This window comes from Pedococcus sp. NPDC057267 (assembly GCF_042668795.1).
GTDB lineage: Bacteria > Actinomycetota > Actinomycetes > Actinomycetales > Dermatophilaceae > Pedococcus.
Genome location: NZ_JBHUYG010000111.1, coordinates 1 through 13,554, shown reverse-complemented (window position 1 = coordinate 13,554; position 13,554 = coordinate 1). Strand labels below are relative to the sequence as shown.

13 protein-coding genes are annotated in these 13,554 nt (G+C 72.7%); 6 read left to right on the top strand and 7 right to left on the bottom strand.

All coding sequences use genetic code 11. From position 1 onward, the window contains the following. On the top strand, positions 1-418 hold a 418-nt coding region (locus tag ACFUC1_RS18080; protein ID WP_379122286.1), incomplete at its 5' end, for a hypothetical protein. Here ACFUC1_RS18080 and ACFUC1_RS18075 read toward each other — a convergent pair. The 3 genes from ACFUC1_RS18075 to ACFUC1_RS18065 are packed head-to-tail and all read right to left on the bottom strand — an operon-like array spanning position 408 to position 2,347. Next, entirely contained in the window at positions 408-1,124 is a 717-nt protein-coding gene (locus tag ACFUC1_RS18075) for an AAA family ATPase (RefSeq protein WP_379122284.1), read from the bottom strand. The two genes, ACFUC1_RS18080 and ACFUC1_RS18075, sit on opposite strands and share 11 nt — an antisense overlap. Then, on the bottom strand, positions 1,109-1,678 hold the full coding sequence (locus ACFUC1_RS18070) for a hypothetical protein (RefSeq protein WP_379122283.1): 570 nt from the start codon (positions 1,676-1,678) through the stop codon (positions 1,109-1,111). Before ACFUC1_RS18070 ends, ACFUC1_RS18075 begins: the two co-directional genes overlap by 16 nt. Positions 1,679-1,717: 39 nt before the next feature. After that, positions 1,718-2,347 carry an SOUL family heme-binding protein gene (locus ACFUC1_RS18065; protein ID WP_379122281.1) on the bottom strand — a complete coding sequence of 210 codons (630 nt, stop codon included), beginning with the start codon at positions 2,345-2,347 and terminating at the stop codon, positions 1,718-1,720. Positions 2,348-2,524: 177 nt separating this feature from the next. Here ACFUC1_RS18065 and ACFUC1_RS18060 point away from each other — a divergent pair, with 177 nt between their 5' ends. Then, the gene (locus ACFUC1_RS18060; RefSeq protein ID WP_379122279.1) at positions 2,525-4,402 is read left to right on the top strand and encodes an acyl-CoA dehydrogenase; all 1,878 of its coding nucleotides are present in this window, start codon (positions 2,525-2,527) and stop codon (positions 4,400-4,402) included. A gap of 211 nt (positions 4,403-4,613) precedes the next feature. Here the strand turns inward: ACFUC1_RS18060 and ACFUC1_RS18055 are convergent, their stop codons facing one another. Both ACFUC1_RS18055 and ACFUC1_RS18050 read right to left on the bottom strand, forming a co-directional pair. Beyond that, entirely contained in the window at positions 4,614-4,883 is a 270-nt protein-coding gene (locus ACFUC1_RS18055) for a DUF6458 family protein (protein ID WP_379122276.1), read from the bottom strand. A 276-nt stretch (positions 4,884-5,159) separates the two neighbouring features. After that, positions 5,160-7,013, bottom strand: a complete 1,854-nt coding sequence (locus ACFUC1_RS18050; RefSeq protein ID WP_379122274.1) for an NHL domain-containing thioredoxin family protein — start codon at positions 7,011-7,013, stop codon at positions 5,160-5,162. 197 nt (positions 7,014-7,210) lie between these two features. Here ACFUC1_RS18050 and ACFUC1_RS18045 point away from each other — a divergent pair, with 197 nt between their 5' ends. Then, positions 7,211-7,450: a hypothetical protein gene (locus tag ACFUC1_RS18045; protein ID WP_379122272.1), complete on the top strand. Its 240-nt coding sequence runs from the start codon at positions 7,211-7,213 to the stop codon at positions 7,448-7,450. 110 nt (positions 7,451-7,560) lie between these two features. Here ACFUC1_RS18045 and ACFUC1_RS18040 read toward each other — a convergent pair whose 3' ends face one another. Continuing rightward, positions 7,561-8,370: a carbon-nitrogen family hydrolase gene (locus ACFUC1_RS18040; RefSeq protein ID WP_379122270.1), complete on the bottom strand. Its 810-nt coding sequence runs from the start codon at positions 8,368-8,370 to the stop codon at positions 7,561-7,563. Beyond that, complete coding sequence (locus ACFUC1_RS18035; protein WP_379122268.1) at positions 8,367-10,361, bottom strand: cytochrome c oxidase assembly protein; 1,995 nt, start codon at positions 10,359-10,361, stop codon at positions 8,367-8,369. Before ACFUC1_RS18035 ends, ACFUC1_RS18040 begins: the two co-directional genes overlap by 4 nt. 26 nt (positions 10,362-10,387) lie before the next feature. On the opposite strand from ACFUC1_RS18035, the gene ACFUC1_RS18030 reads away from it, so the two are divergent. The 3 genes from ACFUC1_RS18030 to ACFUC1_RS18020 all read left to right on the top strand — a co-directional run bounded on the left by ACFUC1_RS18030 (position 10,388) and on the right by ACFUC1_RS18020 (position 13,425). After that, positions 10,388-11,110, top strand: a complete 723-nt coding sequence (locus tag ACFUC1_RS18030; RefSeq protein WP_379122266.1) for a maleylpyruvate isomerase N-terminal domain-containing protein — start codon at positions 10,388-10,390, stop codon at positions 11,108-11,110. 108 nt (positions 11,111-11,218) lie between these two features. After that, complete coding sequence (locus tag ACFUC1_RS18025; RefSeq protein WP_379122264.1) at positions 11,219-11,713, top strand: MarR family winged helix-turn-helix transcriptional regulator; 495 nt, start codon at positions 11,219-11,221, stop codon at positions 11,711-11,713. A gap of 5 nt (positions 11,714-11,718) precedes the next feature. After that, positions 11,719-13,425 (top strand): MDR family MFS transporter, encoded by a 1,707-nt coding sequence (locus tag ACFUC1_RS18020; RefSeq protein ID WP_379122262.1) that lies wholly within the window; start codon positions 11,719-11,721, stop codon positions 13,423-13,425. Positions 13,426-13,554: the final 129 nt, after the last annotated feature.

Below are 13,554 nucleotides of genomic sequence, written 5' to 3'. Positions count from 1 at the left end.
CGCGGGGGGGGCGGGGGCGCCGCCCGCCGGGGGCGCCCACCCCCCCGCGGCGACGCCGGCGCAGAAGGTCGTGCTGACGAGGACGAACCGCAACTGCGACGGGCTCATGGTCGACGGCGACCGCCCGACGCCGGTCGGCCAGGCGGTGGTCACCCGGGCGGCGTCGGGCAAGCTCGTGGTGTCCGTGTCGGTCACGGGGGCCAGTCCCGACACCACGTACGCGATCCGGGTCATCCAGCTCCTCCCCGGCGACGCGGACTGCCACGGGATCGCCGGGTACCTCAGCACCGACTCACTCGGTGCCGGTCGGGCGAGCGTGCAGGAGGCGGTACTGCCGGGGGCATCCCAGGCCTGGGTCGACCTCAACGCCACCGACGACTTCACGAACTTCCTCGACGGGGAGCCGCTCAGCTTCTGACGACCGGTCCCGCGTTCCCTCCCACAGTGGGGCCCGGCACGTGGACGGGGTCCACCACGAACGGATGCGCCCAGTCGGAGTTGTCCACGACCACGTCCGCCCTCGCCCAGGGGGTGCGTTCGGCGAAGTAGGTGCGCTGCCCCTCGACGTACCTCCGCAGAGCGGGGTGCGTGGGGTCGGGCGGGCTGCCGTCACGCGCGGCCATCCGCCTCGCCGTCTCCTCGAACGGCACCTGCAGCCACACCACGTGGTCCAGGCACCCCTCGAGCTCCTCGCGCTGGAGGAAGAGGCCGTCGAGGACCAGCACCGACCCCGGCGGCGCGACCAGCCAGCCCTGCTCGAGCACGGCGTCGGACGCGAGGTCGTGCCCCCGCGCGCGGTACCGCCGGGAGCCGCCCGGGCCGAGCGGCTCGAGGACCTCGGCCCGCAGCCGCGGGTAGTCGTAGGAGTCCAGCCAGAACCCCTCTGGCGAGTGCCGGTCCCGTGCGTGGCGGAGCTCGCGCACCTGGTGCCAGTCGTCCGCCGACACCTGGACCACACTGCGCCCCAGTGTGCACAGCGCGGCGGCCAGCTCGCCGGCGAGAACCGTCTTGCCGGCACCGTCGGCACCGTCGACGCCCACCCGGACGCAGTCGCGTCCGTCGCCGGCCGGCACACCCGCGGCGAGCTCGGCGACGAGCTCGGCCCGGGTCAGGGCACCAGCCACATGAGCACCGTGACGAAGCCGATCACGGCGCACACGACGAACAGCCCGGCCAGCACGAGGGCGACGACGACCGCGGCGTCGAACCCGCCCGTCGCCTCGGTCTCCACGGGCAGCGGCGCCTCGGCGCCCGGTGCCGGGACGGCGGCAGCGCGCCGCCGCAGGGCGTCCACGCGCTTGTTCCCCTCGTGCTCGCGCACCGGCGCGGGCAGGCTCAGCCACATCGCGGGGAAGTGGTCGGAGTACTGCTCGCGCCACGCGTCGATGGCCGCGTCGACGTCCTCGCCCCGGCGACCCGTGCCGAACCAGGCCGCACCCGCCGCGGGCAGGTCGCGCATGGCGTACTGCACCTCCCCGAGCAGCTCCAGGGCCGCGGGGTCGTACGTCTCGGCGAGGTGGGCGACGAGCCGCTCGCGGGCCCGCCACTCCCGGCCGGCGGCGAGGTCCGCGCGCGCCTGCGCCACCGCGCCCGCCTCCCCCTGCGCGCCAGTGCGCCCTTCGGGGGCCGCGGTGTCGCTGCCTGCGGGTGCGGGCTGGCTTCGGCTGTCGTCGTCCACCCGCGGAAGTATGCCGGGTGGGCCCGGCGCGGGCGCGCCTCAGCCGCTCGTGCCGGTCCCGTCGGGCTTGGTGACGTCCACGACCACCTCGTTGCGGCGCAGGAACCACGGCTTGACCGGCGGGTCGAAGCGCAGCCAGCGCGGCGCCCCGGCCGGAGACAGGCCGGCCGCGGACACCGATGCGAGCAGCCGGTCGCGGTGCTTCTCGTACCCCGACTCCGTCCACCGGCCGGAGTACCGGATCGCAGCCGCCAGGGAGGGCGGCACGGTGCGCAGGCGGACGCGGTCGTCCGTGGGCTCGGGTGCCGTCTGCTCGGTCACGTCGGCGGGCAGGACGAAGGCGACGGTGAAGGACCGCTCGCCGGCTCCCCCTTCGTCCGAGGACCCTGGGCCCGGCTCGCGTGACTGCTCCTGGACCACCGGCGCCGTCATGGCCACGCGCTCGCCCCGACCGGCCGACTGCTGGACGACGGGGGCTGTCATGGCGACCTTCGCCCTGGGCCGGTTACTGCCGCTGATGTAGGCGAACAGCGACGCGAAGGCACGGTTGCCTGCGCCGCCGAGCGACCCGTGCACCGTGACCTCCGCCACCGCGTGGGCGGGGTACCGCCGCAGCTCCACCCCGTCGGGCAGCCGGTCCACCACCTCGTACGACAGCTCCTCGGTCACGACACGACGCTACGCCGGTCAACCCGGGTCGGCCTCCCCTCGTCGCACGCGGTCCTCGTCCGAGCGGCTGAGGTCACCCTCGTCGGGGTTGCATTCCCTACTGGCGAGTAGCACCATGGAAGTTACCGGCTGGTAATGGCCGGAACACCGACGTTCCGAGCGTGGAGGTGCCCCGGGATGGGCCATTACAAGAGCAACCTGCGTGACCTCGAGTTCAACCTCTTCGAGGTCTTCGGCCGCGGCGAGGTGTTGGGCAGCGGTCCGTACGCCGAGGTCGACGCAGACACCGCCCGCGAGATGCTCAAGGAGGTCGCGCGGCTCTCCGAGAACGAGCTCGCCGCGTCCTTCGCCGACGCCGACCGCAACCCGCCGGTCTACGACCCCGCGACCTGCTCGGTGACGATGCCCGAGTCGTTCACCAAGAGCTACCGGGCCTACATCGACTCCGGGTTCTGGAACGTCGACGTCCCCGGTGAGCTCGACGGCACCGTGGTGCCGCCCAGCCTGAAGTGGGCCATGAACGAGATGGTGCTCGGCGCCAACCCGGCGATCGCGATGTTCGCGGCGTCCTACTCCTTCGGCAAGCTGCTCTACCTGCTCGGCAACGACGAGCAGAAGAAGCTGGCCCGCTGGATCATCGAGAAGGGCTGGCACTGCACGATGGTGCTCACCGAGCCCGACGCGGGTTCGGACGTGGGCGCCGGCCGCACCAAGGCGGTGCAGAACGAGGACGGCACCTGGAACGTCACCGGCGTCAAGCGGTTCATCACCTCGGCCGAGTCCGACATGACCGACAACGTCGTGCACTTCGTGCTCGCCCGGCCCGAGGGCGCCGGCCCGGGCACCAAGGGCCTGTCGCTGTTCATCGTGCCGAAGTTCCACGTCGACCTCGAGACCGGTGAGCTGGGCGAGCGCAACGGCGCCTACGTGACCAACGTCGAGCACAAGATGGGCCTGAAGGTCTCCACGACCTGCGAGGTCACCTTCGGCGACAAGGAGCCGGCCGTCGGCACCCTGCTCGGCGACACGCACGACGGCATCGCGCAGATGTTCCGCGTCATCGAGCACGCCCGCATGCTGGTGGGCACCAAGGCGATCTCGACGCTCTCCACGGCATACCTCAACGCGCTCGACTACGCCAAGCAGCGGGTGCAGGGCGCCGACCTGACCCAGCAGGGCGACAAGACCGCGCCGCGCGTCACCATCACCCACCACCCGGACGTGCGCCGCTCGCTGATGACCCAGAAGGCGTATGCCGAGGGCCTGCGTGCGCTCGTCATCTACACCGCGACCCAGCAGGACCTGGTCGACCAGGCACTGCTCGAGGCCGGCTCGGAGGAGCTCGCCAAGGGCAGCCGGGCCGAGCTCGCCGAGCGCGTCAACGACCTGCTGCTGCCGATCGTCAAGGGTGTCGGCTCCGAGCGCGCTTGGGTGCTCCTCGGCCAGGAGTCGCTGCAGACCCTCGGCGGCTCCGGCTTCCTGCAGGACTACCCGATCGAGCAGTACATCCGCGACGCCAAGATCGACACCCTGTACGAGGGGACGACGGCGATCCAGGGCCTGGACTTCTTCTTCCGCAAGATCATCAAGGACAAGGCCCAGGCGCTCACCCACATCGCGATGCAGGTGCAGGAGTTCGCCAAGGACCTCGGCGCCGACGGCGGTGCGCTCGACCGCGAGCGCGAGCTGCTCGGGCAGGCGCTCGAGAACGTCCAGGGCATCCTCGGGTTCATGGTCGGAGAGCTCATGAAGTCCGACCCGCGCCAGGAGGGTGGCGACCTCGCCAACCTCTACAAGGTCGGCCAGAACACGACCCGACTGCTCCTCGGCGCCGGCGACCTCGTCATCGGCTGGCTCCTGCTGCGCCAGGCCGAGGTCGCGAACCGCGCCCTGCAGTCGGGCGAGGCCTCCGCGAAGGACCGGGACTTCTACGAGGGCAAGGTCGCCGCGGCGTCGTTCTTCGCGCGCACCGTCCTGCCGAAGCTCGCGGCCGAGCGGGCGATCGCCGAGGCCACCGACAACGCGCTGATGGACGTGCCCGAGAGCGCCTTCTGACGCACCCGCGCACCACGGCGAAGGGCCGGACACCTCCTGGGAGGTGTCCGGCCCTTCGGCGTTGCGGCGTGGTCCCACCCCGTGCGCAGTCCGATGTCCGGCTCCCGCCCCACCGAGCCCGATGTGCGGCCACACCGGACGCGCCGAGGGCGGCACCACGTGCAGTGGTGCCGCCCTCGGGGGAGAGGGACCGGGCCGAGGCCCGGTCGGCTCAGAGACGGTTGTCGCGGTCGACGTCGACCTCGTCGACGCGGGTGCCCGTCGCAGGGTCCGTGTGGCTGACCCGGCGGGCCGAGTAGCCGCCGGCCGTGGTGCGTCGCATCATGACGAGCGACAGGAGGATCGCCAGGATGCCGGCGACGATGCAGATCCAGCCGACGGCGTGGACACTGAGCACCCCGCCCAGGCTCGCGTCACCGGTGTAGGCGAACGTGATGATCGCGCCCACGACGAGCAGGAAGATCCCAAGTCCGATGTACATGCTCACTCCAGGGGTCCGGCGGGTCCAGGGTTGACCCGCTCCGTCGAGCGTAGTGCCGCACGGGGTGAGGCGCAGGGCAGCGAGCGGACGCCCGTGCGGCCGTCCCGCCCCACCCGTGCCCGCTCGTCTGCGCACACACCTCCGCGCGCTGCGTGCCCGCTCGTCTGCGCACACACCCGCGTCCCACTGCGCGCGGATCTGCTCTCTGCGCAGGCACACGGACGTCTGCGCGCAGACGACCGGGGGATGCCGCCACGGCGGCGACCGCGGGCTCGGTCAGGAGGTGCCGCGCAGGTCGAGCGTGAGCGCGCCGGGCGCTCCCTCGACGAGCACGACGGGGATGCCCCAGTCCTGCTGATAGAGGTGGCAGGCCGCGTGCTCGGGCACCTCACCGGTCACGGGGTCGCCGTCGCACGAGGCGGCCTGCACCGAGACGTGCAGGACGCCGTCGACGACCGAGGGGTCGAGGACGAGCTCGCGGGTCAGGCCCTGGGCGCTCCCGGCGCCCTCGCGCAGCAGGGCCTCGGGCGTCGCCGACACCATGAGCCGGGTCGGGTCACCCCACCGGTGGTCGAGCTTCTGGCCGGTCGGCGGGGTGAAGGTCACCTCGAGGCGCACCGGACCGGGAGCCAGCTCGGTGCGCGGCCGCTGCGTCTGGTGGGCGAGGCCGTCGACCCGGGTCGCCTTGTCGGGCAACGGGATCCGGACGAGCTCGTGCGCGGCGGACTCGACGACGACCAGTCGGGTCTCACCGTCGTCCGTGCGCTCGACGACGGCGTCGGACGGCTCTCGCAGCCCGTTCGCCAGCGTCGTCACCTCCCCCGCCACCGGGTCGAACCGGCGCACCGCACCGTTGTAGGTGTCGCTGACCGCGACCGACCCGTCGGGCAGGACCGTGACACCGAGGGGGTGCTGCAGCAGGGCCTGCCCCGCAGCGCCGTCGCGGTGGCCGAAGTCGAACAGACCGGCCCCGACGTGGGTCGTCACAGTGAAGCCGTCGTCGGTGAGGTCGAGCGAGCGCAGGGCCGAGGTCTCGGAGTCGGCGACCCACAGCCGGGTCCCGTCGGCCGAGGCGGCGAGCCCCGACGGCTGGGCGAACCACGCCTCGTCGGCGGCGCCGTCCCGGATGCCCTCGGCCGTCGTCCCGGCCAGCACGGCAACGGTGTTCTCGGCCGGGTCGGCGGCCAGGTGGAGCGCCCACAGCTGGTGGGTGCCGGCCATGGCGACGACGACGCGGTCGATGTACCAGGCGACGTCCCAGGGCGTGGAGAGGTCCTGGCGCAGGGCCGGACCGCTGCCGGACCGCTCCCTCAGCTGCCGCCCCGTGCCGGCGAGCAGCGTCCACGCGCCGTCGGCGAGGCGCAGGCCCTTGACCTGGTGGTTGACCGAGTCCGCGACCACCACGTCGTAGCCCACGCGCCCGGCAACGTCCGCGGGTAGGAGCAGCAGGCCCTGCGGCTCGTTGAGCCGCCCGGGACCGTCCCCCTCGTGGTCGGCGAAGCGTCGGCGCTCGGTCTGCAGGTCTGCCTCGAGGTGGACCACGTCGTGGTGGGTCGTGTCCGAGACGAGGAACGACCCGTCGTCGAGGGACACGGCCTTGCCGGGGAAGCGCAGGGCGGTCGACGGCGCGGGTGGCGGGGTGTACGGCGAGTCCCCCTCGCGCAGCGTGCCCTTCGCGCGGTGCTCCTCGACGAGCTCCTCGACCAGGACGGAGAGCCCGTGGGCGTGGCCCTCGCCGGACATCGACGCGACGATGTACCCCTCCGGGTCGACGACGACCAGGGTCGGCCACGCACGGGCGGTGTACGCCTGCCAGGTCACCAGCTCGGGGTCGTCGAGGACCGGGTGGTGCACGGCATACCGCTCCACGGCGGCGGCGAGGGCGTCCGGGTCGGCCTCGTGCTCGAACTTGGGCGAGTGGACGCCGACGAGCACCAGCGAGTCGGCGTACCTCTCCTCCAGCGGCCGCAGCTCGTCCAGGACGTGCAGGCAGTTCACGCAGCAGAACGTCCAGAAGTCGAGCACGACCACGCGGCCGCGCAGGTCGGCCAGCGACAGCTCGCGGCCGCCGGTGTTCAGCCAGCCACGACCCCGCAGCTCCGGCGCCCGCAGCCGGGTGCGCGTCACCACGCCCGTTCCGTCCACGTCTGGTCCCAACGGTCCGTCCTCTCCTCACGCATTCGGTCACGGTGCGGCGCGGCAGCGCGCGGGTGCCGGTGCCACGCGGTGTCATGGACACCTCGGCAGGCGCCGGGAAGGTGACGATTCGGCGACACCGGCAACCCTGCGGGGCGGCGGTTCGTCATCACACTCAGGAGGTGTCTTCGATGAAGCACAGGGGGAGCAACGCCGCGACGACACCCGTCGCCCTGAGCACGGTCAGCGCGGTGCACCGCCGCGACCACCTGCACGCGGCCGGCCAGGACTGTCACCCGCACGCCGTCGAGGTGATCGGCCTCGGGCACAGCGCGATGGTCGTCTGCCACGACTGTGGCTCTGACACGGCGTTCATGGAGCTGCGCCGCGCCGACCTCGTGGCCGAGCGCCACCGCCGCATGACCGCCTGACGACCCGTCTCCCGGCCCCGCGGCGGCTTCCGCGTCCGGCCCTGTCACGTCCCGACGTGCCTTGTCCGGCGCCGTCCTGTCCGGCGCAGCATCCGGCGCCATCGCAGCCGTCACAGCCGACGGTCCTGCAGGACGGGGAACTGCTCGCGCCAGGCAGCGACCGCGTCGAGGTCGACCTCGACGCTGAGCACCTGCTCGTCCGTCCCGGCCATGGCGAGCGCCTCGCCCGTGGCCGAGACGACCTGGGAGTGGCCGCCCATCTCGGTGCCGGCGTGCGTGCCGGCGGTGTTGCACGCGACCACGACGCACTGGTCCTCGACTGCGCGGGCGTGCGCGAGCAGCGTCCAGTGGCGCACCCGCGCGGCCGGCCACGCAGCCGGGACGACGAAGAGGGTCGCGCCTGCGTCGACCTGCCGGCGGTACAGCTCGGGGAAGCGCAGGTCGTAGCAGGTCGACAGGCCGGCGCGCACGCTGCCGCCGTCGCGCAGCGGCAGGTCGACCACGACGACGTCCTGACCGGCGTCGAGGAGCTTGGGCTCGCCCGCACCGAAGCCGAACCGGTGCACCTTGCGGTATGCCGCGAGCAGGCCGCCGTCGGGACCGTAGACGAGCGAGGTGTTCCAGAGCCCGTGCCCGTCGGGCCCGACCTCGCCGCCGCGAGGACGCTCGATGATCGACCCCGCGTGGAGGACGACGCCGGCGTCCCTGGCTGCGGCCGACATCGCCTGCCCCACCGGGCCGTCGACGGGCTCGGCCCGGTCCTGCCACTCGCGGTAGGCGAAGCCGCCCGGCGCCCAGAGCTCGGGCAGCACGACGAGGTCGTGGCCGGCCTGCGCCCGCACCGCGGCGGCGACCCGCGCCACCCGCTCCGCCACCGGCTCGGCGTCGCCGTAGCCGACCTGCACGACTGCAACCCTCATCGCGAACCTCCTCGTCCACGGTCGCGCAGCTGAGCCAGGTGCGCGTTGTACGCGGCGAGCTCGGCATCGCCGTCGCGGTCGGCCTGGCGGTCGCGACGCCGGCTCTCGGCCCGGTCCGACCGCACCCAGGCGATGGCCACCATCAACGTGAGCGCGACGGTCGGGACCTCGCCGATGCCCCAGGCGATGGCGCCGGCCCGGCGCTGGTCGCCCAGCGGGTCGGTCATCCACGGCAGCTTGAGGGTCTCGAAGAAGTCCGGCGCCAGGACGGTGGTGCTGCTCGTCATCACGACGCCGAAGAACGCGTGGAAGCTCATCGTCGCGAACAGCACCACGAGCAGCATCAGCGGCGGCCACTTCCTCGGGCCCGGGTCGACGCCCACGAGCACCCAGACGAACAGGTACCCGGTGAGCAGGAAGTGCAGCAGCATGAGCACGTGCCCGGTGTGGGTGCGCAGGGCCAGCTCGAACAGCGGCGAGTAGTAGAAGATCGCCAGGCTGAAGAAGAACAGGGCCGCGGCCACCACGGGGTTCGACAGCACCCGCATGGCCCGGGAGTGCACGACCTGCAGCAGCACCTCCCGCGGGCCCCAGGTCTTGTCGCGCCGGGCGGGCAGCGTGCGCAGCGCGAGCAGGATTGGCGCACCGGGGACGAGCAGCAGCGGCACGAGCATCGCGACGACCATGTGCATCACCATGTGCATCGAGAAGAGCACGCGGCCGTAGACGCCGGGGGCGCCGCACACGGCATACACGAACACGACCCAGCCGAGCACCCACAGGACGGTGCGGTGGACCGGCCAGGTGTCCCCGCGGCGGTGCAGCCGCACCACGCCGGCGAGGTAGAGGCCGACGGCGAGCGCCGCGAGGGCGACCCAGATCCACTCCGTGCTCCACGCGGTCACCCACGACGCGGCAGTCAGGGCCGACGGCTCGGGGTACCCGGTGAGGATGAACGAGCGGCTTGCGGACGGCACCTGGGCGTCGGGGACGGGCGGCGCGGACCGGGACAGCGCGACCGCCGTGCCGAACGCGATCCCCATGACGACCAGCTCGGCGAGGACGAGCCGCACGAAGGCGGCGGTCGCGCCCTCACCGGCGAGCCGCGGCAGGAGCGCCCGGCGGTGCCGCCACCCGGCGACGCCGAGAAGCACGAGCGCCAGGGTCTTGACCAGGACGAGCGCGCCGTAGCGCGTGCCGAGGTTGCCGAGGTCGCCCACGCGCAGGTACGCGTTCTGGATGCCGGAGAGCGCGACGGCCACGAAGCACCAGAGGGCCACCGCGGAGAACCGCGTGGCCGTGGCGGCCAGGTCGCGGCCGAGCACGGGCCGGAGGACGGCGAGCCCGAGCAGCCCGCCCACCCAGAGCGTGGCGGCGACGAGGTGCACGGCGAGGGAGTTCACCGCGGTGGAGTGGTCGGTGGCTCCGGACGCGTGCCCGGCGAGCGCCAGCGGCAGCAGTGCCCCGACCGCGAGGGCGAACAGCCAGGCCATCGTCGCCCGGCTCGTGGCGACGAACGCACCCACGCACACGACGAGCGCGACGCCCGCCGTGATGAGCTCCACCCGCACGGGCAGGAACTCCCAGGCGAAGGTCGTGAACTGCTGGGGGAAGCCGGGGTCGGTCAGGGGTGTGCCGATCGAGTCGGCCATGGTGAGCAGCGCACCGGCCACCGCTGCCAGCGCCCAGAGGGCCGCGGCGACGCCGGCCAGCCGGGTGGCGGTCTCGCGGCGCCGGGTGCGGGTCGTCTCGGGCACGAGGAACGCCGCGTGGAGCAGCAGCCCCACGGTCGCCGAGGCGGCCACGTCGTGGACGACGCGGGCGTAGACGACCCCCCAGCGCACGAGGGCCCCCGGGTCGGCGACCACCGGGGCGCTGGCGGCCTGCCCCACGACCGCCGCGAGGGGGGCGGCGACGAGTCCGGCCACCGCCAGCACCCACAGCGGCAGGCGCGTGGGCAGCCGGGCGGGCGTGGACGCGGACGTGCTCATGACGACAGCCTAAGTAGGGTGGGGACATGCCACTCCACCCGGCAGCCCCCGAGGACCTCGCCGGCCTGGTCGCCGCGTACGAGCAGACGACCCAGGCGGTGGTCGACCTCGGCCGCAGCTGCCGGGACGAGGACTTCACCCGAGCGACGACGCGCGAGGGGTGGACGGTACGCGACGAGATCGCCCACGTCGTCGCCGGCGACCCGGCGCACCGCACGGGGGTGAGCGCCCCGAAGCTCGTCTCCGAGCTGGAGCTGGTCGCCGAGCGCCGGGTGCGCGGGCTCACCGAGGACCCGGAGGCCGTCGCCGCCCTGCGCCGCGACACCATCGCCGCCTGGGTGGCCGAGCAGGACATCCGCCAGGCCCTCGGCCGGCCCGGCGACCTCGACTCGCCCGCGGCGGCCATCGTCATGGAGGAGCTGTTCGCCCGGCTGCCCGAGCTCGTCGCCGAGCGCGCCGCCATCCCACCCGGCAACGTCGTCATCCTCGAGGTGACCGGTCCCGTGCTGGGGCGGGCGGGCGTGTGGGTCGACTCCGGTGAGGACGGCCAGGCCAAGGGCATCCCGCTGTTCTCCGGCGTGGCCCACGACGGCGACCCCCGGGACGTGTTCACCACGATCACGCTGTCGACGGACGCCGTCACCCGGCGCAGCGCCGGTCGCGGCACCGTCGACGACATCCACTACACGGCGCACGGCGACGAGGTCGTCGCCCGGCGCGTGCTGGAGAACCTCACCCTCACCTCCTGAGGGGTCCCGGCCCCGGGGTCGGCCGAACGGCCGACCCCGTTTTGCGCGCGTCGCCTCCGGGACGGATACTTGTGTGCCGCAAACAAGTATCACCCGACGAAGGTTCCGATGACGACCCCTGACCACCGGCTCGACCGGGCCACGACCGAGCGGGTCAGCCTCGACCTGGTCCGCCTGGTCAAGCTGCTCAAGGCCGTCCGCCAGCACGCCCCGCGCATGCACCCGGCGGTGGACACCATGGCCTACCCGGTCCTGTTCAACCTCGCCCACGAGGAGCGCCGCGTCTCGGCGCTCGCCGAGTGCGTGCACTCGGACATCTCCACCACCAGCCGCCAGGTGAGCAGCCTGGTCAGCCACGGCCTTCTCGAGAAGGTCAGCGACCCGGAGGACGGCCGGGCGCAGGTGGTGCGGCTCAGCCCTGCCGGGCACGACCTGCTCGCGAGGATCCAGGAGCAGCGCAGTGCCTGGTTCGAGCAGCTGCTCGAGGGCTGGACCGCCCAGGAGGCAAGCCAGTTCGCCGACCACCTCGAACGCTTCACAGCCGCCCTCGAGCGGTCGCACCTCTCCTCACCCACGTCCACCACGTCCACCACGGAGCACTGACACCCATGGCAGCACCCGCCACCACACCGCAGGACAGCGGCGCCCTCACCCACCGGCAGATCGTCACGATCCTCGTCGGCCTGATGATGGGCATGTTCCTCGCCGCACTCGACCAGACCATCGTCGCCACGGCGATCCGGACCATCGCCGACGACCTCAAGGGCCTGGACCAGCAGGCCTGGGCCACGACGGCATACCTGATCACGTCGACGATCGTCACGCCGCTGTACGGCAAGCTCTCCGACATCTACGGCCGCAAGAAGTTCTTCTCGGCCGCCATCACGATCTTCGTCATCGGCTCGATGCTCTGCACCCTGTCGCAGTCGATGCTCCAGCTCGCGTTCTACCGCGCCTTCCAGGGCCTCGGCGCGGGCGGCCTGTTCTCGCTGGCGCTGGCCATCATCGGCGACATCGTCCCGCCGCGGGAGCGCGCCAAGTACCAGGGCTACTTCCTTGCCGTCTTCGGCACCTCGAGCGTCCTCGGCCCGGTCATCGGCGGCTTCTTCGCCGGCCAGACCACCCTGCTCGGCATCTCCGGCTGGCGCTGGGTCTTCCTCGTGAACGTGCCGATCGGGGTCGCCGCCCTGCTCGTGGTCGCCCGCACCCTGCACCTCAACCACACCCGCCTCGACCACCGCATCGACTGGTGGGGCGCCGTCACCCTGTCCGTCGGCCTCGTGCCGCTGCTGCTCGTCGCCGAGCAGGGCCGTGACTGGGGCTGGGGCTCGGGTCGCTCGATCGCCTGCTTCGTCGTCGGCGCCCTCGGGATCGTGGCGTTCCTGCTCGTCGAGCGGGCCATGAAGGACGAGGCGCTGCTGCCCCTGACCCTCTTCACCAACCGCACGGTCGCCGTGGCCTCGGGGGCGTCGGTCCTCATCGGCATGGCCATGTTCGGCGGCCTCGCGTGCCTGCCGCTCTACCTGCAGATCGTCAAGGGCGCCTCGCCCACCAAGGCCGGCCTGCTCCTGCTGCCGCTGACGCTCGGCATCATGTTCGGCTCGATCCTGTCCGGGCAGATCATCAGCCGCACCGGCCGCTACCGCCGGTTCCCGATCATGGGCGCCGCGCTGCTCGCCGTGGCGCTGTTCGTCTTCCACTACGTCCACGCGGACACCCCGCTGTGGCAGACGATGATCGTGATGGTGTTCTTCGGCCTCGGTCTCGGCTTCAACTTCCAGCCGCTCACCCTGGCCGTCCAGAATGCCGTGTCGCCCCGGATGATCGGAGTCGCCACCTCCTCGGCCACCTTCACCCGCCAGATCGGCGGCACGCTCGGCACCGCGGTCTTCCTGTCGATCCTGTTCTCGACCGTGGGGGACAAGATCGCCTCCGCCCTGCAGAAGGCCGTCCCGACGCCGGAGTTCCAGGCGGCGCTCAAGGACCCGGCCAACGCGGCGTTCGCCAAGCAGATGCAGGCGGCGCAGGCCTCCGGCGGCAGTGCCTCCGGGACCGGCGTGCTCAAGGACTCCTCGTTCCTGAACTCGCTCGACGCCCGGCTCGCCAAGCCGTTCCTCCAGGGCTTCTCGGACTCGATGGACCTGGTGTTCCTCGTCGGGGCCGGCGTCATGGTGGTCGGCTTCCTCGTGATGCTGTTCCTGCCCCACGTCGAGCTCCGCGGCGGATCGGCGTACTCCGAGCGGGGCAAGGCCGACCAGGCCGACCGCGCCGCCGGTGAGGCGGCCGTGGTCGCCCCGCCGGCGATGGGTCACTGACCCCGCGCACCGCACCACCGCACCACCGCACCACCGCACGACCGCACGGCCAACGAGGAGGGTGGAGCCGACTTCGTCGCGCTGGGCCCAGAACAGCAGGACCACGTGCTGACGGTCTTCGAGACACCT

Excerpts from the sequence above, each read along its gene's own strand:
- ACFUC1_RS18060 (WP_379122279.1), top strand. The coding sequence starts at position 2,525 with ATGGGCCATTACAAGAGCAACCTGCGTGACCTCGAGTTCAACCTCTTC.
- ACFUC1_RS18055 (WP_379122276.1), bottom strand. The coding sequence starts at position 4,883 with ATGTACATCGGACTTGGGATCTTCCTGCTCGTCGTGGGCGCGATCATC.
- ACFUC1_RS18045 (WP_379122272.1), top strand. The coding sequence starts at position 7,211 with ATGAAGCACAGGGGGAGCAACGCCGCGACGACACCCGTCGCCCTGAGC.
- ACFUC1_RS18040 (WP_379122270.1), bottom strand. The coding sequence starts at position 8,370 with ATGAGGGTTGCAGTCGTGCAGGTCGGCTACGGCGACGCCGAGCCGGTG.
- ACFUC1_RS18035 (WP_379122268.1), bottom strand. The coding sequence starts at position 10,361 with ATGAGCACGTCCGCGTCCACGCCCGCCCGGCTGCCCACGCGCCTGCCG.
- ACFUC1_RS18030 (WP_379122266.1), top strand. The coding sequence starts at position 10,388 with ATGCCACTCCACCCGGCAGCCCCCGAGGACCTCGCCGGCCTGGTCGCC.
- ACFUC1_RS18025 (WP_379122264.1), top strand. The coding sequence starts at position 11,219 with ATGACGACCCCTGACCACCGGCTCGACCGGGCCACGACCGAGCGGGTC.
- ACFUC1_RS18020 (WP_379122262.1), top strand. The coding sequence starts at position 11,719 with ATGGCAGCACCCGCCACCACACCGCAGGACAGCGGCGCCCTCACCCAC.